23 protein-coding genes and 1 pseudogene are annotated in these 23,472 nt (G+C 40.1%); 14 read left to right on the top strand and 10 right to left on the bottom strand.

Going from position 1 to position 23,472, the window contains the following annotated elements; genetic code table 11:
- Together queE and dapD are read right to left on the bottom strand one after the other, a co-directional pair.
- Complete coding sequence (gene queE / locus A3K93_RS08020; protein WP_067730553.1) at positions 1 to 711, bottom strand: 7-carboxy-7-deazaguanine synthase QueE; 711 nt, start codon at positions 709 to 711, stop codon at positions 1 to 3.
- Between the two features lie 112 nt (positions 712 to 823).
- A complete protein-coding gene (dapD, locus tag A3K93_RS08015) occupies positions 824 to 1,645 on the bottom strand; it encodes a 2,3,4,5-tetrahydropyridine-2,6-dicarboxylate N-succinyltransferase (RefSeq protein ID WP_067730550.1) in 822 nt (273 codons plus the stop codon).
- Positions 1,646 to 2,010: 365 nt separating this feature from the next.
- On the opposite strand from dapD, the gene carO reads away from it, so the two are divergent.
- The gene (gene carO / locus A3K93_RS08010; protein WP_067730548.1) at positions 2,011 to 2,751 is read left to right on the top strand and encodes an ornithine uptake porin CarO; all 741 of its coding nucleotides are present in this window, start codon (positions 2,011 to 2,013) and stop codon (positions 2,749 to 2,751) included.
- 95 nt (positions 2,752 to 2,846) lie between these two features.
- Here the strand turns inward: carO and A3K93_RS08005 are convergent, their stop codons facing one another.
- From A3K93_RS08005 to A3K93_RS07975, 7 genes are all read right to left on the bottom strand, one after another.
- Entirely contained in the window at positions 2,847 to 3,770 is a 924-nt protein-coding gene (locus tag A3K93_RS08005) for a CysB family HTH-type transcriptional regulator (RefSeq protein ID WP_067730546.1), read from the bottom strand.
- A gap of 55 nt (positions 3,771 to 3,825) precedes the next feature.
- Entirely contained in the window at positions 3,826 to 4,887 is a 1,062-nt protein-coding gene (locus A3K93_RS08000) for a sulfate/molybdate ABC transporter ATP-binding protein (protein WP_067730544.1), read from the bottom strand.
- Positions 4,888 to 4,898: 11 nt separating this feature from the next.
- Positions 4,899 to 5,792 carry a sulfate ABC transporter permease subunit CysW gene (gene cysW, locus A3K93_RS07995; RefSeq protein ID WP_067730538.1) on the bottom strand — a complete coding sequence of 298 codons (894 nt, stop codon included), beginning with the start codon at positions 5,790 to 5,792 and terminating at the stop codon, positions 4,899 to 4,901.
- Complete coding sequence (gene cysT / locus A3K93_RS07990; RefSeq protein ID WP_067730536.1) at positions 5,789 to 6,622, bottom strand: sulfate ABC transporter permease subunit CysT; 834 nt, start codon at positions 6,620 to 6,622, stop codon at positions 5,789 to 5,791. The genes cysW and cysT overlap by 4 nt, the downstream gene beginning before the upstream one ends.
- Positions 6,623 to 6,708: 86 nt before the next feature.
- Positions 6,709 to 7,314 carry an RBBP9/YdeN family alpha/beta hydrolase gene (locus A3K93_RS07985; protein WP_067730534.1) on the bottom strand — a complete coding sequence of 202 codons (606 nt, stop codon included), beginning with the start codon at positions 7,312 to 7,314 and terminating at the stop codon, positions 6,709 to 6,711.
- A gap of 24 nt (positions 7,315 to 7,338) precedes the next feature.
- The gene (locus A3K93_RS07980; RefSeq protein WP_067730532.1) at positions 7,339 to 8,352 is read right to left on the bottom strand and encodes a sulfate ABC transporter substrate-binding protein; all 1,014 of its coding nucleotides are present in this window, start codon (positions 8,350 to 8,352) and stop codon (positions 7,339 to 7,341) included.
- 180 nt (positions 8,353 to 8,532) lie between these two features.
- A complete protein-coding gene (locus A3K93_RS07975; protein WP_067730530.1) occupies positions 8,533 to 9,540 on the bottom strand; it encodes a sulfate ABC transporter substrate-binding protein in 1,008 nt (335 codons plus the stop codon).
- Positions 9,541 to 9,700: 160 nt separating this feature from the next.
- Here A3K93_RS07975 and pabC point away from each other — a divergent pair, with 160 nt between their 5' ends.
- From pabC to A3K93_RS07945, 6 genes and pseudogenes are all read left to right on the top strand, one after another.
- Complete coding sequence (pabC, locus tag A3K93_RS07970) at positions 9,701 to 10,534, top strand: aminodeoxychorismate lyase (protein WP_067730528.1); 834 nt, start codon at positions 9,701 to 9,703, stop codon at positions 10,532 to 10,534.
- Positions 10,515 to 11,576, top strand: coding sequence for an endolytic transglycosylase MltG (gene mltG, locus A3K93_RS07965; protein WP_067730527.1), 1,062 nt, complete (start codon positions 10,515 to 10,517; stop codon positions 11,574 to 11,576). Before pabC ends, mltG begins: the two co-directional genes overlap by 20 nt.
- On the top strand, positions 11,576 to 12,181 hold the full coding sequence (tmk, locus tag A3K93_RS07960; protein WP_067730525.1) for a dTMP kinase: 606 nt from the start codon (positions 11,576 to 11,578) through the stop codon (positions 12,179 to 12,181). The genes mltG and tmk overlap by 1 nt, the downstream gene beginning before the upstream one ends.
- Before the next feature lie 73 nt (positions 12,182 to 12,254).
- The gene (locus tag A3K93_RS07955) at positions 12,255 to 12,674 is read left to right on the top strand and encodes a PaaI family thioesterase (RefSeq protein WP_067730523.1); all 420 of its coding nucleotides are present in this window, start codon (positions 12,255 to 12,257) and stop codon (positions 12,672 to 12,674) included.
- A gap of 163 nt (positions 12,675 to 12,837) precedes the next feature.
- Positions 12,838 to 13,806: pseudogene (locus A3K93_RS07950) on the top strand (hypothetical protein).
- A gap of 6 nt (positions 13,807 to 13,812) precedes the next feature.
- Positions 13,813 to 14,682: a histone deacetylase gene (locus A3K93_RS07945; protein ID WP_067730521.1), complete on the top strand. Its 870-nt coding sequence runs from the start codon at positions 13,813 to 13,815 to the stop codon at positions 14,680 to 14,682.
- 47 nt (positions 14,683 to 14,729) lie between these two features.
- On the opposite strand, the gene nadB is transcribed toward A3K93_RS07945, so the two are convergent.
- On the bottom strand, positions 14,730 to 16,373 hold the full coding sequence (gene nadB / locus A3K93_RS07940) for an L-aspartate oxidase (protein ID WP_171255060.1): 1,644 nt from the start codon (positions 16,371 to 16,373) through the stop codon (positions 14,730 to 14,732).
- 226 nt (positions 16,374 to 16,599) lie between these two features.
- Between nadB and A3K93_RS07935 the strand changes: the two genes are divergently transcribed.
- The 7 genes from A3K93_RS07935 (at position 16,600) to era (ending at position 23,464) form a co-directional block, all read left to right on the top strand.
- Positions 16,600 to 17,985 (top strand): Do family serine endopeptidase, encoded by a 1,386-nt coding sequence (locus tag A3K93_RS07935; RefSeq protein WP_067730519.1) that lies wholly within the window; start codon positions 16,600 to 16,602, stop codon positions 17,983 to 17,985.
- Positions 17,986 to 18,097: 112 nt separating this feature from the next.
- Complete coding sequence (locus A3K93_RS07930) at positions 18,098 to 18,550, top strand: acyl-CoA thioesterase (protein WP_067730517.1); 453 nt, start codon at positions 18,098 to 18,100, stop codon at positions 18,548 to 18,550.
- 163 nt (positions 18,551 to 18,713) lie between these two features.
- A complete protein-coding gene (lepA, locus tag A3K93_RS07925) occupies positions 18,714 to 20,531 on the top strand; it encodes a translation elongation factor 4 (RefSeq protein WP_067730515.1) in 1,818 nt (605 codons plus the stop codon).
- Between the two features lie 18 nt (positions 20,532 to 20,549).
- Positions 20,550 to 21,377, top strand: coding sequence for a signal peptidase I (gene lepB / locus A3K93_RS07920; protein ID WP_067730513.1), 828 nt, complete (start codon positions 20,550 to 20,552; stop codon positions 21,375 to 21,377).
- A gap of 20 nt (positions 21,378 to 21,397) precedes the next feature.
- On the top strand, positions 21,398 to 21,766 hold the full coding sequence (locus A3K93_RS07915; protein WP_067730512.1) for a DUF4845 domain-containing protein: 369 nt from the start codon (positions 21,398 to 21,400) through the stop codon (positions 21,764 to 21,766).
- Complete coding sequence (gene rnc, locus A3K93_RS07910) at positions 21,738 to 22,436, top strand: ribonuclease III (RefSeq protein WP_067730510.1); 699 nt, start codon at positions 21,738 to 21,740, stop codon at positions 22,434 to 22,436. Before A3K93_RS07915 ends, rnc begins: the two co-directional genes overlap by 29 nt.
- Positions 22,436 to 23,464 carry a GTPase Era gene (gene era / locus A3K93_RS07905; RefSeq protein WP_067730508.1) on the top strand — a complete coding sequence of 343 codons (1,029 nt, stop codon included), beginning with the start codon at positions 22,436 to 22,438 and terminating at the stop codon, positions 23,462 to 23,464. The genes rnc and era overlap by 1 nt, the downstream gene beginning before the upstream one ends.
- The last annotated feature ends 8 nt before the right edge of the window (positions 23,465 to 23,472 follow it).

Genomic DNA, 23,472 nt, shown 5'->3' with positions numbered 1-23,472 from the left:
TTAACGACCAGTTTCATCATTCCAGAGCAATTTATGCAGTTGTAACTGGAAACGAACAGGGAGATGGTCTTCTAAAATCCATTGTGCAAGGTCACGTGCTAACTGAGGTAAACGAACCGCACCTTTTTCAACTGCAAATGCAGGGGAGAACCATACGGTACTCACTTTTTCGTTTAAAGCAAATTCTGCAACTTGCGCTTTTGCCCAGTCATAGTCTTCACGATTACAAATCACAAATTTAATTTGATCATGCTGGGTTAAATGATCGAGATTTGAAAGCAAGTTTCGTGCAACTTCACCTGAAGTTGGTGTTTTTAAATCTAAAACCTTAGAAACACGTGGATCGACTTTAGATACATCTAAGGCACCACTGGTTTCAAGTGATACCTCACAACCTAAATCGGCCAAACGTTGCATCAATGGCAGTGCATTAGGTTGAGCAAGTGGCTCACCACCTGTCACACAGACATAAGGTGTTTTAAAATTCAGTGTAGTTTGAATAATATCGTCTAAAGATTGGCGCTCACCACCTTCAAATGAATAAGTGGTATCACAATACGTACAACGTAATGGACAACCCGTCAAACGAATAAATACAGTCGGCAAGCCTGCTGCATTGGCTTCACCTTGCAATGAATAGAAGATCTCCGTGATACGTAAACCCGCAGACGGATCAGAAACAGGTATAGCGGAAGAACGAAGCTTATTCATAACAAAAATAACCAAAACAAATGACAGGGTATAAAAACAAAAATCTCTACGATCATTGCTGATCGTAGAGATGAGGAACTGATAAGACGTTCCGTATAAAGCTTAAGAGATATTAGTCTTCACGTAATAAGTCGTTCAAGCTTGTTTTAGCGCGAGTTTTCGCATCTACTTTTTTCACAATGATTGCAGCGTATAGGTTGCACGTACCATCTTTAGACGGCAATGTACCAGAAACAACAACTGAACCAGCAGGAACACGACCGTAGTGAATTTCGCCAGTTGCACGGTCATAAATCTTAGTCGATTGACCAATGAATACGCCCATTGAAATTACAGAACCTTCTTCAACGATTACGCCTTCAACGATTTCAGAACGTGCACCGATGAAGCAGTTGTCTTCAATAATCGTTGGATTCGCTTGAAGCGGTTCAAGAACACCACCAATACCAACACCACCAGACAAGTGAACGTTTTTACCAATTTGTGCACATGAACCTACAGTTGCCCATGTATCAACCATTGTACCTTCATCCACATACGCACCGATATTTACGTAAGATGGCATAAGTACAACGTTTTTCGCTTGGTATGAACCTTTACGTGCAACAGCAGGAGGTACAACACGTACACCAGCAGCTTTGAACTGTTCTTCAGTCCAGCCAGTAAATTTAGTATCAACTTTGTCGTAGAAGCGAAGGTCACATGACTCGATAGGTTTGTTGTCATTAAGTTTGAATGATAACAATACGGCTTTTTTAATCCATTGATGAACAACCCACTCACCATTGATTTTTTCAGCAACACGTAATGAACCGTTATCTAGGCCAGCAATAACTTCCTCTACTGCAGCACGTACTTCAGCAGGGCAATCTGCAGCAGTGAAATTGGCACGGTCTTCAAACGCTTGTTCAATGATTGTTGAAAGCTGAGACATGATCTTCCTTCCAGAAAAAATTTTCCAAGATTTTACACTATATTGAGCTAACAATAGCCATTTTTGACACTATAAAATGAAATTATTCATGATTTATGCTGTTAAAACTAATGAATATATTAAATAAAATTATTTTATTAAAATTGTCTTAATATCAGCTGAAATTTAGAAACTAGAAATTTCTCATTAATTGTATGGGTTACTAATACAAAATTACTTAATGAATCAATGATTAATTGCATTTGTATCAAAAAATAACAAAAAGTGAGCAAAAAACGAATAATTTGTGATCATGTTCTGCTTTAAGATTTGCCGTATTACAAAAGTAACAAATGTAAAAACTAAATTTTTTTGAGGAGAAACTTATGAAGTCACTACGCGTTTTAGCAGTTGTATCTGCACTATCTGCTGTTTCAGGTCTTGCAATGGCTGATGACACTGTTGTTCACGATGGTTATGTATTTGAACCAAACCAACTTGTACCAACAGGTGCTCGTTTAGAAGTGGGTACAACAGGCTATGGTGGTGCTTTATCTTGGACTGCAAGCCCGAAAGTAGGCGTTACTTTAGGTTACAACGGTGGCGATATTTCTTGGACTGATGACCTTTCAATTAATGGCACGAAGTATGATTGGGATCAAGACAATAACACTGTTTATTTAAATGCTGAATTACGTCCATGGGGTGATAGTCAAAGTATGGCTGCTCAAGGACTTTATTTAGCAGCTGGTGTTGCTTACATTGATAATGACTATGCTCTTACAGGTCGTCCAGGCTCTGATGGTCAAATTAAAATTGATGGTCGTTACTATGATAGTAGTGTAACGAGTGTGCAAGGTAATCTAGTTTATGATAATGATATTGCACCTTACGTCGGTTTAGGCTGGGCTCCAAAGTTCAGTAAAAATTGGGGTGTATTTGGTGAAGTAGGTGCTTACTATACTGGTAACCCAAGTGTACGTTTAGTGGGTACTGGAGATTTAACACAGACTGTAAATGGTGTTAGTGCAGCACAAGCAATTGAAAATGATCGCCAAGCGATTGCAAATGATGACAAGTATGAATGGTTACCAGTTGGTAAAGTTGGTGTGAACTTCTACTGGTAAGTTTGACCTGATAAAAAACGAGCTTCGGCTCGTTTTTTCATGCTTAGAAATTTTAAATAATAAAAAAGGCTCTTTGGAGCCTTTTTTATTATTACTTATTCGTCAGGATAAGCAACTTTTTTTAGGGCTTTAATGTCTGCATCTGGTGAGCAGAGCGATATAAACTCATAGCCATAACCACGAAGTAGGTGACCTTTACGTACAGCAATCCAAGTGGTATTAACACCAAATACATCGGTTTTAATTTGTTTTAAACGATAATCACGTTCTGGGTCATAAGCTACGTCATTGACAATGCCGACACCCATGTTTAATTCTACATAGGTTTTAATCACATCGGCATCAAGCGCAGACATCACGATATCCGCATGAAAACCTGCATTCTCAAAAGCAGTATCAATCTTAGAACGACCTGTGAAACCACCGTGGTAGGTGATAATTGGAAAGTCAGCCAAATCTTCAATCGTGATATTTTCTTTTGAAGCTAATGGATGTGATTGTGGCGTAATGATGCTGTGTTGCCAGTTATAGTAAGGCACACTTGCAAGATTATCTTCAGTGGTTAACGCTTCAGTTGCAATACCAATATCTGCTTCACCTTGAAGGAGCATTTCCGTAATTTCAACAGGGCTGGCTTGTTGTAAAATCAAATGAACCTTAGGAAATGCTTTTTTAAATTGATTCACGATCGGCGGCAAGACATAACGTGCTTGTGTATGCGTTGTTGCAATCGTTAAAGTGCCTTCATCAACTTTATTAAAGTCATCGGCAAGGCGTTTAATGTTGTCTGCATCGACCAACATACGTTCAACAATACCAAGTAAAGACTGACCAGGTTCAGTTAAACCTAATAAGCGCTTACCTTTACGAATAAAAAGCTGAACGCCTAGCTCATCTTCCAAATCTTTAATGTGTTTACTGACACCTGACTGAGAGGTGTAAAGTGCAGCAGATGCTTCTGTTAAATTAAAATTTTGTCTTACCGTTTCGCGGATAATTCTTAGTTGTTGGAAATTCATATTTTTTACACCCTACTAAGTTGATGGGGCTGCAAATAGCCCCATCTTTTTGTATTTATGCCACTTGGTTTTCAAACAAGTGCAAGTTCAATGCACTTAACCAAACGGTTTGATTTGGACGGAACTGATGCGCACGCGCTTCTTCAGGCGTAAGCAATATTTCAATTAAGTTACCTTGACGATCATTCAGTTCAGCAACAACTTTGCCTGCAATCCAAAGTTCACGAATGAAAGTTGCTTGAATTGCATTGTCTTGTGGTTGTGCATGAATACGGAATTCATCAGGACGAGCAAATACAATCACTTCGCCTTGTGCTGCATTTTTAGCACCATCAAATTGCAAACGGTCTTCACCCAATTGGATCACACCACTATTGTTTTGACCTTCAAAACGATTGGCTTGGCCTAAGAAATCAAAGACGAATGGTGTTTTTGGTGTTTCATACACTTCACGCGGTGAACCAATTTGTTCCACATTGCCTTTATTCATCACCACAATTTGATCGGCCACTTCGAGCGCTTCTTCTTGGTCATGGGTCACAAAAATTGAAGTAATGTGCAATTCATCATGCAAAGTACGCAACCAGCGACGTAACTCTTTACGTACTTTGGCATCCAAGGCACCAAATGGCTCATCGAGTAGAAGTACGCGAGGTTCAACAGCTAAAGCACGCGCCAAAGCAATACGTTGACGCTGACCACCAGAGAGCTGAGCAGGGTAGCGGTCTGCCAAGAAACCAAGCTGAACCAAATCTAATAAACGAGTAACACGTTTTTTGATTTCGGCTTCAGATGGACGAGTAGAACGTGGGCGTACGCGTAAGCCAAAAGCAATGTTGTCAAATACTGTCATATGACGGAACAATGCATAGTGCTGGAATACAAAACCAACTTCACGTTCACGTACGTGTACATTCGTTGCATCTTGACCTTCCAGAATGACTTGACCACCATCTGCAGATTCAAGACCTGCGATGATACGAAGCAATGTGGTTTTACCACAGCCTGAAGGACCAAGAAGTGCAACCAACTGACCATCTGGAAAGTCGAGGGAAATATTTTTCAGTGCATGGAAGGCACCAAAGTGTTTTTCAATATTTTTTACTTGAATACTCATGTGGGCATTCCTTAAGAAACTGTTGATTCATCATTGCGTTTGTTTTGTTTTTCTTGGCGTACTTCAACCCATGTTTTCAGGATTAAGGTAATAATCGCGAGTAAAGCCAAGAGAGACGACACAGCAAACGCAGCACTGAAGGTATATTCGTTGTAAAGGATTTCGACGTGTAACGGTAAGGTATTGGTTTCACCACGGATGTGACCGGATACCACAGACACCGCACCGAATTCACCCATTGCACGGGCATTACACAGAATGACACCGTAAATTAAGCCCCATTTGATATTTGGAAGGGTCACTTTCCAGAAGGTTTGCCAGCCTGATGCACCAAGTACAATCGCAGCTTCTTCTTCTTCAGTGCCTTGCGCTTCCATTAATGGAATGAGTTCACGTGCAACGAATGGAACAGTAATAAACACAGTTGCTAAAACAATTGCAGGTACGGCATACAAAATTTTGATGTCGTTATCCATGAGCCAATTGCCCATCCAACCTTGCGTACCAAAAATTAACACCAGCATTAAACCTGCAATTACAGGTGATACCGAAAATGGCATATCAATAATGGTTGTTAAAATTGATTTACCGCGGAAATGAAACTTTGCCACACACCAAGCTGCTGCAACACCAAAGACCACGTTCATTGGAACGGCAATAGCTGCAGTGAGTAAGGTTAACTTAACTGCCGATAATGTATCTGGATGCACAAGCGCTTGGCTATAAACGCCTATCCCTTGTTTAAATGCTTCAACAAATACCAAGATCAATGGCAAAATTAAGCAGCTTAGGAAGAAGATCATGGCGATCGCGATTAAGGTATAACGTACCCATGTTGGCTCACGTGTCGCATCACGAGATTGTAGCTTTTCAGCAAGTGCATTGCTGTTGGTATTCAAACTCATCGTGCAGTTCTCCCTGTACGTCGGCTCGCCCATGCTTGTAATAAGTTAATCAGGAATAACAAGACAAATGAGATAAGAAGCATCACAACCGCAATGGTGGTTGCACCGGCGTAATCATATTCTTCAAGACGAGAAATAATCATTAAGGGTGCAATCTCTGTCTTAAATGGCTGGTTGCCTGCAATAAAGATCACCGAACCGTATTCACCTACACCGCGTGCAAATGCCAATGCAAAACCTGTAATTAAAGCAGGCAATAGAATTGGAAAAATCACACGGGTCACGATTTGAAAGCGAGTTGCCCCAAGTGCAGAAGCGGCTTCTTCAAGTTCTGTTTCCAAATCAGAAAGTACTGGCTGAACTGTACGAACTACGAATGGAATCCCGATGAAGATCAGTGCCAAGGTAATACCCAGTGGTGTATAGGCTACTTTAATTCCTAAAGGTTCTAAGTACTGACCAATCCAACCAGTAGGGGCATAAAGTGAGGTTAAAGCAATACCTGCAACCGCTGTTGGTAGGGCAAATGGCAAATCGACCAATGCATCCACAATACGCTTACCAGGGAAGCTATAACGAACCAAACACCACGCCAGTAACAGACCAAAAATCACATTGACTAAAGCTGCAATAATGGCAGCAGTAAAGCTCAGTTGTAATGATTTAAGGATACGTTCTGAACTGAGAATTTCCCAAAGACCATCCCAGCCAATGCCTAAAGATTTGATAAACACTGCAGACAGTGGAATCAGTACAATGAGTGATAAATACGCTAGGGTAAAGCCTAGAGATAGACCAAATCCTGGCAGCACTCGGGATCGCTGCGACATGGTTACTCCTCAAAAGAGAGAATGCTAATTGAATACAACCAGCGAATATTAAAAATGAAATTTGGGACAAGCATAATTTGCGACACCTAAAATGCAAATTTAAAAAAATACTTGCCATCATCAGCATTACTGATATGTTGCATCGAACTCTCTGGACTTAAATATTGTTTAATTTCAGGGAAAGGGCCAAAGCCTGATGCAACATTGACATGTCCAACTTGACCTAAATTGATCGGTTTTAAATGCCATGATTTTGCTAATGCTTGTGCATCGTCAAAGCTAAGCCATGGATCGTTTTCACTAATCAACATCACGGTTGGAACTTTGATATTCAACTGATGGAAATAAGCCCCATAATTGGATTGACTCTCACGAGCAAAGCCATTTTCCCCAAATCGTTCCGGATTTGCCGGTGCAACTAAAATCAGTTTTTTAATTTTTCGCGTCAGTTCAGGGTGCTGAAACAGGGCAGCCACACTGGTCAGACAACCAAAGCTATGCGCCACAATTTCAATATCACCCTTGATTGTTACTACATGTTGAACAAATTCTTTAACCCAAGTTGCAAGTACAGGATGATTCCAATCTTTTTGTTCAACTCGGGAGCATTGCATCAAGCCACGCTGTAGCCAAGATTGCCAGTGTTCGTATTCACTGCCACCCACTCCTGGAACAATTAGCGTATGTGTCATGATGCTGCTCCTTATTTCTTCTATTTATTTCGCGCTGTTGGCTTTTACGATTTGATCGAAAATACCGCCATTTTCAAAGTGTGCTTTTTGTACTTTGTCCCAGCCGCCAAACTCTTGATCAATGGTCACGAGTTTCAGTGGTTTAAAGGTATGATTGTATTTCGCCAACACTTTTGCATTACGTGGACGGTAGAAGTGACGTGCTGCAATTTCTTGACCAAGTGGTGAATACAAGAAGTTTAAGTAACCTTGTGCAAGGTATTTATTGCCTTTTTTCGCAACAGTTTTTTCTACAATCGCAACTGGTGGTTCGGCCAAAATAGAAAGTGTAGGGGTTACGATTTCAAACTTGCCCGGTTGTTCACGCAAAGCAAGATGCGCTTCATTTTCCCAAGCCAAGAGCACATCACCAATACCGCGTTCAGCGAATGTCGTAGTTGAACCACGCGCACCTGAATCTAAAACTTTGGTTTGTTTGTAAATCTTACGAACAAATTCTTGTGCTGTTTTGTCATTACCACCAGCTTGGTGTTTTGCCCAAGCCCAAGCGGCTAAATAGTTCCAACGTGCACCACCAGATGTTTTTGGATTAGGTGTAATAATCGCAACGTTTGGTTTAACCAAATCACCCCAATCTTTAATATGTTTCGGGTTGCCTTTACGTACTAGGAAAACGATTGTTGATGTATATGGTGTTGAGTTTTGTGGAAGTTTCTTTTGCCAATCTTGTGGTAGTAGTTTTGCTTTTTCAGCAATGACATCAATATCAGCAGCAAGCGCTAAAGTTACCACATCAGCTTCTAAACCATCGATTACAGCGCGGGCTTGTTTACCTGAACCACCATGTGACTGTTTAAAATTAATGGTTTGGCCTGTACGGCTCTTCCAATATTTACCGAATTCTTTATTTACATCTTCATAAAGTTCGCGCGTTGGGTCATATGAAACGTTAAGGAAGTCACGCGCCATTGCACTCATTGAAGTTGCAGAAATCAATGTGGCTAAAAGTCCAAGTTTTAATTTATTTGCAATGCTCATGTCGACCTCAATTTATTCATACATGTTTTGTAACATGAGTGGAGAATAAACCTATTCTTTATGCATAAAAAATAATAAAAAATGAATTTTATATGAATTTTGAGTATAAGTGGCTTTTTAAGCCTTTGATATGACAAAGGCCTTATGAATTAAGGCCTTTGTGCTAAGCAATTTTATCGCTTATTTTAAATTATTGGCTTTTACGATTTGATCGAATACACCGCCATTATCGAAATGTTGTTTTTGTACTTTGGTCCAGCCACCAAATTCTTTATCAATGGTCACTAGTTTAAGTGGCTTAAATACATTGCTGTACTTTTTTAGTACAGCCGCATTACGTGGACGATAGTAGTTCTGTGCTGCAACAGTTTGACCTGCTGGAGAGTACAAATAGTTTAAATATGCTTTCGCCAAGTTGAGGTTGCCATCTTTTTTCGCATTCTTTTCAACAATTGCTACAGGCGGTTCAGCTAGGATTGAAAGTGAAGGCGTCACAATTTCAAATTTACCCGGTTGTTCACGAACAGCTAGATGCGCTTCATTTTCCCAAGCTAAAAGTACATGTCCGATACCACGTTCAGCAAAGGTCGTTGTTGCACCACGAGCACCTGAATCAAGCACTTTAGTTTGCTTATAAATTTGACGAACAAATTCTTGTGCTTTGGCATCGTTACCACCTGGTTGGTGTTTCGCCCAAGCCCAAGCGGCTAAATAGTTCCAACGTGCGCCACCCGACGTTTTTGGATTTGGTGTAATGATTTCTACACCCGGTTTCACTAAGTCGCCCCAGTCTTTAATGCCTTTTGGGTTTCCTTTATGTACAAGGAATACAATCGTAGATGTATATGGCGTAGAGTTTTGTGGGAATTTCTTTTGCCAGTCTTTTGGCAATAAACCACGTGCTGCAATTTCATCAATATCTGCTGCAAGTGCCAAAGTCACGACATCGGCATCTAAGCCATCAATCACCGCACGGGCTTGTTTGCCTGAACCACCATGTGATTGTTTGAAAGTTACATCTTGACCCGTAGATTTTTTCCAGTACGCACTGAATTCTTTATTGAAGTTGTCATACAGTTCACGTGTTGGGTCGTAAGATACATTCAAAAAGTCTTTCGCAGATACGCTAAATGCAGTTGCTGAAACCAGCGCTGCCAATACCCCGAGTTTTAATTTGTTTAAATTCATTTTTGCCTCAATTTATTTCGCTTTTATTTGATGGGGCAAGAATAGCTTGAGTTTTTTTGCATAAAAAATAATTAAAAAAGAATTTGATGTGAGGAAAAAAGATATATAGATGGTGGCTATATTTCGATATGATTGAGCTTCAAGATGAGGTCCTAAATGCATGTTATGTTTTAAAAATGCACAGCAAGTCGATCAGGTGAATGTATTAGATCGTGCTTTTCATTATGGCGATGGTTGCTTTACCACAGCCCGAATTCGTGACAGTGAAGTGGAACTGTGGGATCGGCATTTGATGCGTTTGCAAGACAGTAATATGCGTTTAAGCCTTCAAGCAGATTTATCTTATATTGAGCAAACGCTTGAAGCTTTAAAGCAATATGAACCAGTCTTGAATGGTACATTAAAAATTATATTAAGCCGTGGAATAGGACAGCGTGGCTACAGTTTACCTGAGCATGCCGCTGATGTATGGGTGTTTTATTATCCTCAGCCAATTCAAAATTTTCAATATCAAGAGATTAAATCGGGTATTTTGCAGCAGGCACTAGGTTTAACTATGCCAAGTTTACTTGGGCTTAAAACCTTAAATCGTTTAGAGCAAGTGATGCTCAAACAAGAAGCAGATCAAAAAGGCTGGATTGAAGCCTTGGTCTGTGATGTACAAGGTTTAATTGTAGAAGGGGTGAGCAGTAATTGTTTCATTCGTATAAACAATACGTGGATCACCCCAGAACTTCGCTATAATGGCGTTATGGGTGTGATGCGTGCTGAAATATTAGCCCGTATGCAGCAACATGCTGTGCAATGTGAAGTTCGCGAGATTGGATTAGATGAGCTTGAACAGATTCAAAGTTTATTTTTTTGCAATGCACTCAGCCCAATGAAAATGGTCACTCAATTAGAACAGCGTCAATTAGATTGTGCGCCTTGTATTGAGCTTTTTAATAGTTTACGTTTAGATCAGATGCCAACTTATGCCAGCCTCCAAGCCTAAAGCCAAAAAGAAAAATAAGACGTCTAAATCATTTCCATTTAAAGGATTAATCCTTATTGTTGTTGGGTTGCTTTTAATTAGTGGTTTGGTTTTAAAAGCCAGCCTTTGGAAGGCTTATCCGGTTGATGGTGATAAACAAAGGCTGATGATCGGTACAGGTGAAACCTACTCAGGCTTTATTGACCGTTTGGCTAAAGAAGATCATCTTAGCTTCCCGATCTTAGTGAAAATTTATCAGCGTATTGCGATTCATGACACTATGAAAGCAGGGGTCTATGAAGTTCAAAAGGGCATGAGCATTGCCAATGTTTTGAAGATGATCTCTAATGTCGATAATGCACAGATGAATCGTATTTTGGTGATTGAAGGCACGACATTTAAACAGCTCATTGATGCTCTTAAAAAAGATGATTTAGTAACCAAAGAAGTCGTGAATCTTCCGACAGAGCAATTGTTAAAAGAATTGAATATTCCATATTCACATCCTGAAGGACTGTTTGCACCCGATACCTATTTCTTTGCCAAAGGCGAAACGGATCGAAAAATTCTGACAGACCTGTATCAACGACAAATGAAAGCATTGGATGCAGCGTGGAATAATCGTGCAAACGATTTGCCTTATAAAAATAAATATGAAGCATTAATTATGGCTTCAATTATTGAGAAAGAAACCAATTTAGACAGTGAACTTGAACAAGTATCGGGCGTATTTGAGCGCCGTTTAAAACTTGGAATGCGTTTACAGACAGATCCAACGGTTATCTATGGAATGGGAGATGCATATCAAGGTAATTTGACTAAAGCCGATTTGCGCCGTCCAACACCTTATAACACCTACACGATGTCAGGTTTGCCACCGACACCGATTGCATTGCCAAGCAAAAAAGCAATTGAAGCAGCCATGCACCCTGATGAATCGGACAATATTTACTTTGTTGCGACGGGTAATGGCGGTCATACTTTTAGTAGTAATTTGCAAGATCATAATAAAGCGGTACAAGACTATCTTGCCGTTTTACGTTCTAAAAATAAGGGAAATTGATGTTTATTAGCTTTGAAGGCACTGAAGGTGTCGGTAAAACCACACTCATTCGCCGTATTTATGATGCTTTCCTTGCTGAAGGGCGTGAAGTGGTTTTAACACGCGAGCCAGGCGGAACGCCTATGGCTGAGCAAATTCGTGGTTTATTACTTGCTGTGAACCATGAAGAGCAGATGTGTAATGACACTGAGTTACTGCTTATGTATGCAGCGCGTGCACAGCACTTAGCACAAGTGGTTTTGCCTGCGTTAGAGGCGGGTAAAATTGTATTGTGCGACCGTTTCACCGATGCGAGTTTTGCCTACCAATGTGCAGGTCGTGGTTTAAGTGAAGATAAGCTGAATTTACTCAATCAAAATTTCGTTGCTCGTATGCCTGATCTGACATTTTGGTTAGATGCACCGATTGAATTGGGTATGAATCGTGCCCGTGAACGCGGTGCTTTAGATCGTTTTGAACAAGAGAAAGTAACTTTCTTTGAGAAAGTTCGTGGTGGTTATGAAACACTATGGCAGCGTCATCCTGAACGTGTGAAACGACTGGATGCCACTCAAACCCCTGACGATGTCTTTGCACAGGCCAAAGCTCAATTACAGATGATCTAAGCAGTCAATCATTGTCAACTCATTATTTTAAAAAATCTCTTATAGTCTGATGGATATAGGAGATTTTTTTTTTATGGCTTCAACTCAGCAAGAGATTCAGCAATTCTTAGAATCTCAATTTCCACAAAGTTTGCAGCATTGCTCGATTATCAGTGTCGCAGAGAAATCTGCATATGTGCGTTATCGTATTGATCAAAACCATCTTCGACCGGGTGGAACGGTGTCTGGACCAACCATTATGGCGATTTCTGATTTTGGACTTTACGTTGCGATATTGGCTGAGCTTGGAATTGTTGCCATGGCAGTGACGTCAAATATCAATATTCACTTCTTAAACAAGCCTAGCGGTGAACGTGATTTAGTTGCAGAAGCGAAGCTCATTAAAATTGGTCGAACGCTAATTGTAGGAGAAGTTTGGGTCTATTCAGAGGGAAGTGATGAACCGGTTGCACAGGTTACGGGTAGTTATAGTATACCGATAAAAAGTGATTGATTTCTCATAATTAAAAAGATCTGTATTGCAATTCAAATATATGAAAATTAAGAACTTATTTTAATAAATTGAATTGTTAAAAATTGTTGAAAGGAATTATTTTTTGGCTTAAAGCATGTTATTTCAGTGAGAATGATTATAAAAAATACGGACAGGATCAAGCATGAGTGCGATTGACCATGAAATCGTAAAAGTATTCCAAGAAAATGTACATCCTTTGTCATTGAAGATGGTTGAAATGCTGAACGAGCATTACTCACATCAAACCGAACGCCGGGGCTGTGGTTATACTCAAGCAACACGTGTGTTATCAGAATATATCAATCTACCAAGACATATTTCAGACTTTCAGGATTTAAAACTCTTTGAAGATATTGAAATTAAGTCAATAAAAAAAATTATTGAGCAACAAAAGATAAATGGATTGGAACTCGAGACTTGGCGTCATTTGGATGTTCATCCACAGGTCAAGGCATTTATTGCCGAACAACCACAAAGTGAATATAAGCAAAATCTTTTTGAATGGATGAAATTTTAGGAAAATTTACGTCAGCTTACACAACGTGTTGATCGCGAAGAAAGTAAACTGATTAGTGAAATGATTGAAGATATTATTCTTCCTAAAACCTCACAAGAAACAGGTTTAGTTGAAATTGATACGTTGCAGGACAAACCTAAAGTCGGTTCATGTCCAATGGCGGAAAACTTCTTTCTTAAAATTGCCCATCACCGTATTTTACGAGAAGGTGAGATCAATATTTTTGTTGATCATGCGCGCAAACCCTTATTCATGGAAAAGCTCAATATGGGAGATAATCATTCCTGTATTAGCCTTAGACCCGTACTGATGAATGGCGTCAGAATTCCAGCAGGTTCATTATTTTCTGTCGATTATCATCGTGATGCGATACAAAATAAGACACCGAATAAACAGTATAAAGGCTATGTCATGCCTTATGATGTATTGCCAGGCTTTTGGTTTTTACGTTTAACCACGTTGGCGATTTCTCCAGAAAATCGAAAACGAGCTTTTACGACGCACTTTAGTCAACAAGTTGAAAATGGTTTATATAGCCCAGGTACAACCCAATTACAGCAGCTTATTGATGTGGCCCAATCTCAAATAGAGTAAATTTGCATGCTTGATGTATGTTATTCACCTGACTATTTTGCGCATACGCACACGAATAGTATGGAAAAATTAACCGCAGTTGCTGAACAATTAAAAAAATGGAACAAGATAAAATTTCATACACCTGAAGAAATCTCGATTGAATTACTTAAAGAACTACATGATCCGCAATATATTGATGCCTTTTTAACAGGCACACCAGAAAAATTAGCCACCTTTTCAGGCTTTAAACCGTGGAATGAACAGTTACGTGATGCTGTTTTAAAAATCAATGCTGGACAAATCATGGCTGCAGAATTGGCATGGAAAAATGGGGTGTCTGCCAATATTGCGCAAGGTTTTCACCATGCCGTGTATGAATATGGTGGGTCTTTTTGTACCTTAAATGGTTTGGCATTGGTGGCGCAGAAATTTCCGAATAAACGTATTTTTGTTTTGGACTGTGATCAACATGGTGGAAATGGAACGGCCGAATTTACGCGAAGGCTGAATAATTTATTTAACTTTAGTATTTATGGCTTACCTTTTGGTTGTCCGACTTATGAGCGCTGCCATACACGGCATGTTCACCCGACTAAAGGCAGTTTCGCTCAATACACTTTGGCACTGCATGAAGGCTTTCACATGGCTCAAGCGTGGAAAGCAGATTTAATTATTTATCAGGCGGGGATGGATTGCCACGCGGCAGATCCTTTTGGTTCCGTTTGGTTTAATACAGAGTTGATCGAGAAACGTGAAGACATCGTATTTACTTTAGCGAAAAAAAGTCAGATCCCCATTATGTTTGTACTTGCGGGTGGCTATCAAAATTTAGACGATTTAGTTCAGTTACATTTAAAAAGTTTTGAAGCGGCGATTCGCGTATTTAGAAAATAAAAAAGCCAAGTACATTCACTTGGCTTTTCATCAACCCATTTTTAAACTTAAACCAATTCTACATTGACCAAAGGCTGCTCGACGGCAAAGTGAGGCGGTGTAAGTACAGTTTTACGCAGTTCTGGCGCTAATTCAGGATAGTCTAAAGTGAAATGTAAACCGCGGGATTCTTTACGGCTCATCGCACAGCGTACAATCATTTCAGAGACCAAAACTAAATTACGCAGTTCAATCAGATTTTTACTCACCTGATAGTCTTGATAATACTCAGTAATCTCTTTCTTTAACATTTCAATTCGATGCAGGGCACGCTCAAGACGTTTTGTTGTACGAACAATACCGACATAGTTCCACATGGTCTGACGCAGTTCATCCCAGTTTTGTAGAATCACCACATCTTCATCAGGATTGGTTACTTGAGAGTCATCCCAAGCAGGCACATCGGGGGATTGATAGTTGCCATCAAACTGACTTTGAATATGGGCTGCTGCGCTCATACCATAGACAAAACATTCTAAAAGTGAGTTACTTGCCATACGGTTAGCGCCGTGCAATCCTGTATAGGAAGTTTCTCCAATCGCGTATAAGCCTTGAATGTCGGTTTGACTATGTTCATCCACAACGACACCACCACACGTATAGTGTGCTGCAGGCACCACAGGAATCATCTCTTTGGTAATATCAATACCGAGTTCTAACAGACGTGCATAGAGTGTTGGGAAGTGTTCCTTAATAAATGCATCATCTTTATGGGTAATGTCGAGCCAAACGTGACGAATCCCTAAACGCTTAATTTCGTAATCAATTGCCCGCGCGACAATATCACGCGGTGCAAGCTCTGCACGTTCATCAAAACGCAGCATAAAACGTTCACCATCTGGCAAGCGTAAATATGCACCTTCACCACGCATTGCTTCAGTAATTAAAAAAGAACGTGCCTGAGGATGATATAAACAAGTTGGATGGAACTGATTGAATTCCATATTGGCGACACGGCAACCTGCACGGTATGCCATAGCAATCCCATCTCCCGTCGCAATATCGGGATTTGACGTATAGAGATAGGCTTTCATTGCACCGCCGCAAGCAAGGGCAGTAGATGGTGCTAAGAACGTATACACTTTTTCTGTTTTTTCATCGAGTGCATATAAGCCTAATGCACGGTTGTTACCTTCAATGCCTAATTTTTTTGAGCAAATTAAATCAATGGCAATAAAATTTTCAAAAATATGAATATTTGATTTTTCTTGTGCACGCTCGACTAATGTGGTCGATATTGCACGACCGGTCGCATCGGCAGCATGAATAATACGACGCTGAGAATGTCCACCCTCTCGTGTTAAATGAAGTTGATCTTGTTCATCCAAAGTAAATTGAACACCGTGTTTCAGTAGAAAATCGACCGAAGGTTTACCACCTTCAACCGTTTGCTTTACCGCATCCATTTCACATAAATGTGCACCTGCAATCATGGTGTCATCAATATGCTGTTCAATAGAGTCTGTTTCATCAAGTACAGCAGCAACACCTCCTTGTGCATAGAAGGTACTTGCATCTGTAAGCGAAGATTTTGCCAGAACTGCAATATTGAAATGATCGGGTAGAGATAAGGCTAAACTAAGACCAGCACCGCCACTGCCTACAATAATCACATCGAATTGATGTGTTGTATGAAGATTCGACATGTCCATCAGCGAATAGAAAAATAAAGTGCCGTAATAACAGCCTTTTTTTGGTCAAAATGCAAGCGTAAATTCGACTTAACTAATCGAAAACAACGATTTATTCAAAATTAAAAAACATAAATTATGGAGTAATTGTGAATGGAATTTTTACATATATTTATGCAAAATGAGATGGCTTTATGCTAAAAACGTTTCATTTATAGCAATAATTTTAAAGGGATAGATACGTCATATGAAGAATAATGTGCTTAGCTGCGGACTCTATGCCGTTGCCTTTACTGTAACAGCATTTCAAACTCAAGCAGCAAGTCCTGTCGATTTTTCAAATCTTGTCGAACAGGTGAGTCCTGCTGTTGTCAGTGTCAATGTTGTGAAGAAGATGAGCCAAGAAGAGCTCTTGCAACAACAAGTCCCTGAAATTTTGCGCCGTTTTTTCGGTAATCAAATTATCATTCCGCAGCAACGTGTCCCTCAAGAAAAAACAGGTTACGGAAGTGCATTCTTCATTAGTAAAGACGGTTATCTGCTTACCAACCATCATGTGGTTGAAGATGCATCGAAAGTCACCATTACGTTAAATGACCGCCGTGAGATTGATGCGACAGTGGTCGGTAGTGATGAACGTACCGACGTTGCTTTGCTTAAAGTGAATGGCGGAAACTTCCCTGAATTACGCACAGGTAATGTTGATAACCTGCGTGTGGGTGAGCCAGTGCTTGCGATCGGTTCACCTTTTGGTTTTGATTATTCGGCATCTGCCGGTATTGTTAGTGCCAAAATGCGTAATATGATGGGCGAAACCACTGTTCCATTTATTCAAACTGATGTTGCGTTAAATCCGGGTAACTCGGGTGGTCCTCTATTTAACCAACGCGGTGAAGTGGTAGGGGTGAACTCACGTATCTTTAGTGGTACAGGCGGTTATATGGGTTTATCGTTCTCGATCCCGATTGATGTGGCGATGGATGTTGCTGATCAGTTGAAAAAGAACGGTAAAGTGACACGTTCTTATTTAGGGGTGAGTCTGCAAGATATCGACCGTAATTTGGCTGAATCTTATAATTTACCAAAACCTGAAGGTGCGTTGATTACTCAGGTTGTTCCTAACTCACCAGCATCTCGTGCAGGGCTGCAATCGGGTGATGTGATTTTAAAATATAATGGCTCGCCAATTTCTCGTACCAATGAATTGCTGAATTATCTAAATCGTTCTTTACCAAAACAAAAAATTCAGCTTGAAGTTTTACGTGATGATAAACGCCGTAATATCTCTGCGACCTTAGATACAGCACCAGATGATACGCCTGCAAAATCAACAGATGTTGCTAAGCCATCTAAGGGTCCTGTACTTGGCGTGTCAATTCGTAATTTAACACCAACTGAACAAGAACGTCTAAGTGTGAAAGGTGGTGTGTTTATTCAAGATGTTCGTGTCGGTGGTTTGGCCGCTCAAGCACGTATTCAGCCGAATGATGTGATCACAGCCATTAATGGTAAAAACATTAAGGACTCACAAGAGTTTGTTGAAGTTGTATCGAACTTAAAAAATGGTACGGTTGCGCGCGTATCACTGATTCGTCAAGGTCAACGTGCAATTATTGGCATGCGTATCCAATAATTTTGATTCAATCTAACCGCCATTCGTGGCGGTTTTTTTATGAGTATATCTTTATCAGAATACGAATTTCGCTAAACTAAGCCTTTCTTAAAGCGAAGCAATGGAATAGGACATGTCAGATATATTTGATTTAGAAATCAAGGTAAAACCTGAACATATTGATCAATTAGGACATGTAAATAACGTCGTGTATGTGCAGTGGATGCAAGATGTGGCAAGTGCTCATATTGAGGCACTGGGCTTAGGTTTAAAAGAATATATTGAATTAAAGCATGCTATGGTCGCAGTAGAACATCATGTTCAATATCGTAAAGCGGCATTTGAAGGTGAATCTTTAATACTTCGCACATGGTTGAGCGATATAAATGCGTTGTACTCATACCGCCAATATGTGTTTTATCGACCGAGTGATCGCAGCATTTTATTCATGGGTAATACCCAATGGGCATGTGTTGAAATCGTGACTGGTCGTCCAAAGCGTATGTCACCGACCTTTACCCAAGCCTATCAGCCGATTGCAGCCGAACTAGATCCCTATGATTTTTCCAAATATGACATTGTTTAGTCTTCATGAGTTCAATATCTAAAGTCGTTCGCTCTGATAAAAGGAATTGATGAATTTTGGATACATTGAAAAATCCATCTGCTATAATCCTCGGCAATTTCTAATAGGCTTTTGCTATACAACCTTTTTCATTTGTATGGCGTGTTTTTTCTTAAGGTAACCCATGGCGCAAGCTAAAAAATCTGTTGATATTAAAAACATTCGTAACTTCTCGATTATTGCGCATATCGACCACGGTAAATCGACGCTAGCCGACCGATTTATTCAAACTTGTGGTGGTTTGCAAGATCGTGAAATGCAAGCGCAAGTCCTTGACTCAATGGATATTGAGCGGGAACGTGGGATTACCATTAAAGCTGCTTCAGTGACACTGAACTATAAGCATCCAAATGGTGAAACCTATCAATTAAACTTTATTGATACACCGGGGCACGTTGACTTCTCTTATGAAGTATCGCGTTCTTTGGCGGCGTGTGAAGGTGCATTGTTGGTTGTAGATGCTGCACAAGGTGTTGAGGCTCAGTCTGTTGCTAACTGCTATACCGCAATTGAGCAAGGTCTTGAAGTTCTACCTGTCCTTAACAAAATTGACTTGCCGCAGGCTGAACCTGAGCGTGTTATTCAAGAAATTGAAGATATTATTGGTGTTGAAGCCGTTGATGCACCAACGTGTTCTGCAAAAACAGGTCTAGGTGTAGAAGGTGTACTTGAGCGTTTGGTTGATGTGATTCCTGCACCGACAGGTGATCGTGATGCTGCTTTACAAGCACTGATTGTTGACTCTTGGTTCGATAACTACCTTGGCGTTGTGTCACTCGTTCGTGTCAAAGAAGGTCGTATCCGTAAGGGCGACAAAATGTTGGTGAAATCAACAGGTCAAACACATATCGTAACGTCTGTAGGTATCTTTAATCCGAAACATACCGAAACAGACATTTTAGAAGCTGGTGAAGTAGGCTTTGTGATTGCCGGTATTAAAGACATTTTTGGTGCGCCAGTGGGTGATACCATTACTTTGTCGACTACGCCTGAAGTTGCGGTATTACCTGGATTCAAAAAAGTAAAACCACAGGTGTACGCAGGTCTGTTCCCGATTGATTCAAGTGATTTCGAACCATTCCGTGATGCATTGCATAAACTGCAAATCAATGACTCGGCATTGTTCTTTGAACCTGAAAGCTCAGATGCCTTAGGTTTTGGTTTCCGCTGTGGCTTCTTAGGGATGCTGCACATGGAGATCGTTCAAGAGCGTTTAGAACGTGAATACAACCTTGATTTGATTTCATCTGCGCCGACCGTTATTTACGAAGCTGTATTGAAAAATGGTCAAACCGTTTATATCGACAGCCCATCTAAAATGCCAGATGGTTCAACTGTTGAAGATTTACGTGAACCGATTGCTGAATGTCACATCTTAGTACCGCAAGATTACTTAGGTAACGTCATGACACTTTGTGTTGAACGTCGTGGCGTGCAAAAAGATATGAAATTCTTGGGTAACCAAGTTTCAATTACGTTTGAAATCCCAATGGCAGAAGTGGTGATGGACTTCTTCGATAAATTGAAGTCATGTTCACGTGGTTTTGCATCACTCGATTATAACTTTGTTCGTTTTGAATCATCGTCATTGGTGAAAGTGGATGTTCTCATTAATGGTGAAAAAGTCGATGCTTTGGCGATGATTTGTCACCGTCAGGATGCGCGTCACCGTGGTATTGCACTTGTTGACAAAATGAAAGATCTGATTCCGCGTCAAATGTTTGATGTGGCAATTCAGGCAGCGATTGGTGCGCAAATTATTGCGCGTTCAACCGTAAAAGCGATGCGTAAAAACGTACTTGCGAAATGTTATGGTGGTGACGTATCACGTAAGAAGAAACTTCTTGCGAAGCAAAAAGAAGGTAAGAAACGTATGAAACAAGTGGGTAGTGTTGAGATCCCGCAAGAAGCGTTCTTAGCAGTATTGAAAGTCGAACGCTAAAATAAGGATAAAAAGCTCATGGATTTTGATTTTAATTTAATTCTCGTACCTGCAACTTTATTTTTCATTGCGGTATGGCTCTTGGATAAGTTTGTCTTTAAACAAAGACAGACCAAGGGTAAAGGGAATGAAAATGTCATCATCTCATGGGCTTATGATTTCTGGCCTGTTTTAACGGTGGTTTTGGTTTTACGTTCATTCTTGTATGAACCATTTAATATCCCTTCTGATTCTATGGTGCCAACTTTAGAAACGGGTGATTTTATCTTGGTGAATAAATTCAACTATGGTGTCAAACTTCCAATCGTCAATACAAAAATTATTGACACTGGTCGTCCTGAGCGTGGTGATGTGATTGTATTCCGTTATCCACCACAACCAACCATTAGCTATATTAAACGTGTGGTGGGTTTGCCGGGTGATCATATTGTTTATGATCATGGTCAGCTCACTATCAATGGTCAAAAGGTTCATAAAGTCCCTGTAGAATTTAGTCGTGAAAAAGACAATTTAGATACTCCAACCTCTATTTACCATCAAGAAACCTTGGGTAAACATACCTTTACCATGCGTGAACTTGAGAATGTAAACGTTGCTCGTCAAGCGCCATTTATCAACTTCGTTGAAAATGGTAAATATTCGCGCGAAAATGGTTTATATTGGGAAGTGAAAGTTCCAGAAGGTCATTACTTTGCGATGGGGGATAATCGTGATCAAAGTGCTGACAGTCGTTTTTGGGGATTTGTACCTGAAGAGAATTTAACAGGTCGTGCGTTCTATGTGTGGATGCATAAAGAGCCTGGCTTCAAGTTACCATCTTTCAGTCGAAATGGAGCGATTCAATAATTTAAACTAGGAAAATAAAAATGAGACATCAAAAAGGTGCATCTTATATTGCGATATTGTTTGCAATCGTTGGTTTTGCTTTTATTGCAAAGATTGCAATTGCGGTTTGGGGACCATATTGGGATGACCGTGTAATTGATTCGCAAATCGAGGAATTAATTGCATCGGCGCCAAAAAATACACCAGAGAAGTTTATTCAACAGCTTGGACAGCGTTTAGATATGAACAATGTTCGAGATTTTGATATTAAAGAAAATATCAAAGTTGAAAATGCTGGTGGGTTAGCGGTGCATAAAAGTTATGAAGTTCGCAAAAACTTTATAATGAATGTTGATTTAATCATGAAGTTCGAGAAAGATTTTGGTAAAAGCACAAGCCAAACTCAATGATGAACGTCTTGCAAGTCGTATAGGTTATCAGTTTAAACAACCGGAACTTTTAAAACTTGCTTTGACCCATCGTTCAGTCAGTCATAAAACAAACTATGAACGCCTAGAATTTCTAGGCGATTCTCTTTTAGGGATGATCATCGCGAGCTATCTCTATAATGCCTATCCTGAAGAACATGAAGGCCGATTAACGCGTATGCGTGCGACTTTAGTGCGTCAGGAAGCATTAGGAAAAATCGCCAATGATTTAAAACTGAGCCAAAACTTAATTTTAAGTACGGGCGAGTTAAAGTCGGGTGGTCATCATCGTGAATCTATTTTAGCCGATGTGGTTGAAGCAATTATCGGTGCGATTTATATCGACAGCGGAGATATGAAATTGCTCGAATCCATTGTGTTAAAATGGTACGTCCCTTATTTGAACCACATTGAACCAACGGATCAACTTAAAGATCCGAAATCGCGTTTACAAGAGTATCTACAAGCACGTAAAAAACCTCTCCCAATTTACGAGGTTGTAGATATTCAAGGTGATGCCCCAAATCAACATTTCAAAGTGGAATGTCAGATTGAAGGTTTACCTTTGATGAAAGGTGAAGGTTCAAGCCGTCGTTTTGCTGAACAAGCAGTTGCGGCGGATATTTTAAAACTATTGGAGCAAAAGTCTTAATGACTACTCATTCCGATCACAATGATGCTGATCACGAGTCGCAAAGCGACAGTAACGATTTAATTAGTCAATTCTTTAGCCAGCAAGGCACTGAAATCCCATCGGATTATCGCAGTGGCTTTGTGGCAATTGTCGGCCGTCCGAATGTGGGTAAATCAACGTTGATGAACCATATTTTGGGACAAAAGTTATCGATTACATCACGTAAACCACAAACCACACGTCATAAGATTGTGGGCATTGATTCGCGTGAAAAATCTCAGGCTGTATTTGTCGATACACCTGGGATGCACAAGAAAGAAGTACGTGCCATCAATAAAATGATGAACCGTGCAGCGCATTCAGCGTTACGCGATGTGAACTTGGTTCTGTTTGTGGTGGATGCAGATAAGTGGACTCAAAACGATGAACTTGTTTTGGAAAAACTGAAAAATGCGGATATGCCTGTTATTCTTGTGATTAATAAAATTGATACGCTTGAAAATAAAAACCATGCATTACCACTGATTCAAGAACGTGCGAAATTGATGAATTTTGCGGAAATCGTGCCTGTATCCGCACTTCGTGGTGCCAACCTCGATCATTTGCGTAATACCATCGCCTCTTATCTTCCGTTCCAACCGCCACTTTACTCAATGGATCAATTGACCGATCGTTCAGAACGTTTCTTAGCGTCGGAAATTATCCGAGAAAAGATCATGCGTCAATTGGGTGAAGAGCTTCCTTATGATTTAACTGTTCAAATTGAATCATTTAAAACAGAAGAAGCAACCATCAATCCAAAGACTGGTCGTCCAAAAGCGGCATGTACGTATATTGATGCTACGATTTTTGTCGATCGCCAAGGTCAAAAAGCCATTGTGATTGGTGAAAAAGGTTCGAAATTAAAGAAAATTGGTATGGACGCCCGTGCCGATATGGAAAAAATGTTCGAACAAAAGATCATGCTGACACTTTGGGTGAAAGTCAAAGGTGGTTGGTCTGATGATGAACGTGCATTGAAAAGTCTAGGTTATAGCGATATTTAATCAATAGG

The organism is Acinetobacter sp. NCu2D-2 (genome assembly GCF_001647675.1).
Lineage (GTDB): Bacteria > Pseudomonadota > Gammaproteobacteria > Pseudomonadales > Moraxellaceae > Acinetobacter.
This window is presented reverse-complemented; position numbering and strand designations above follow the sequence as displayed.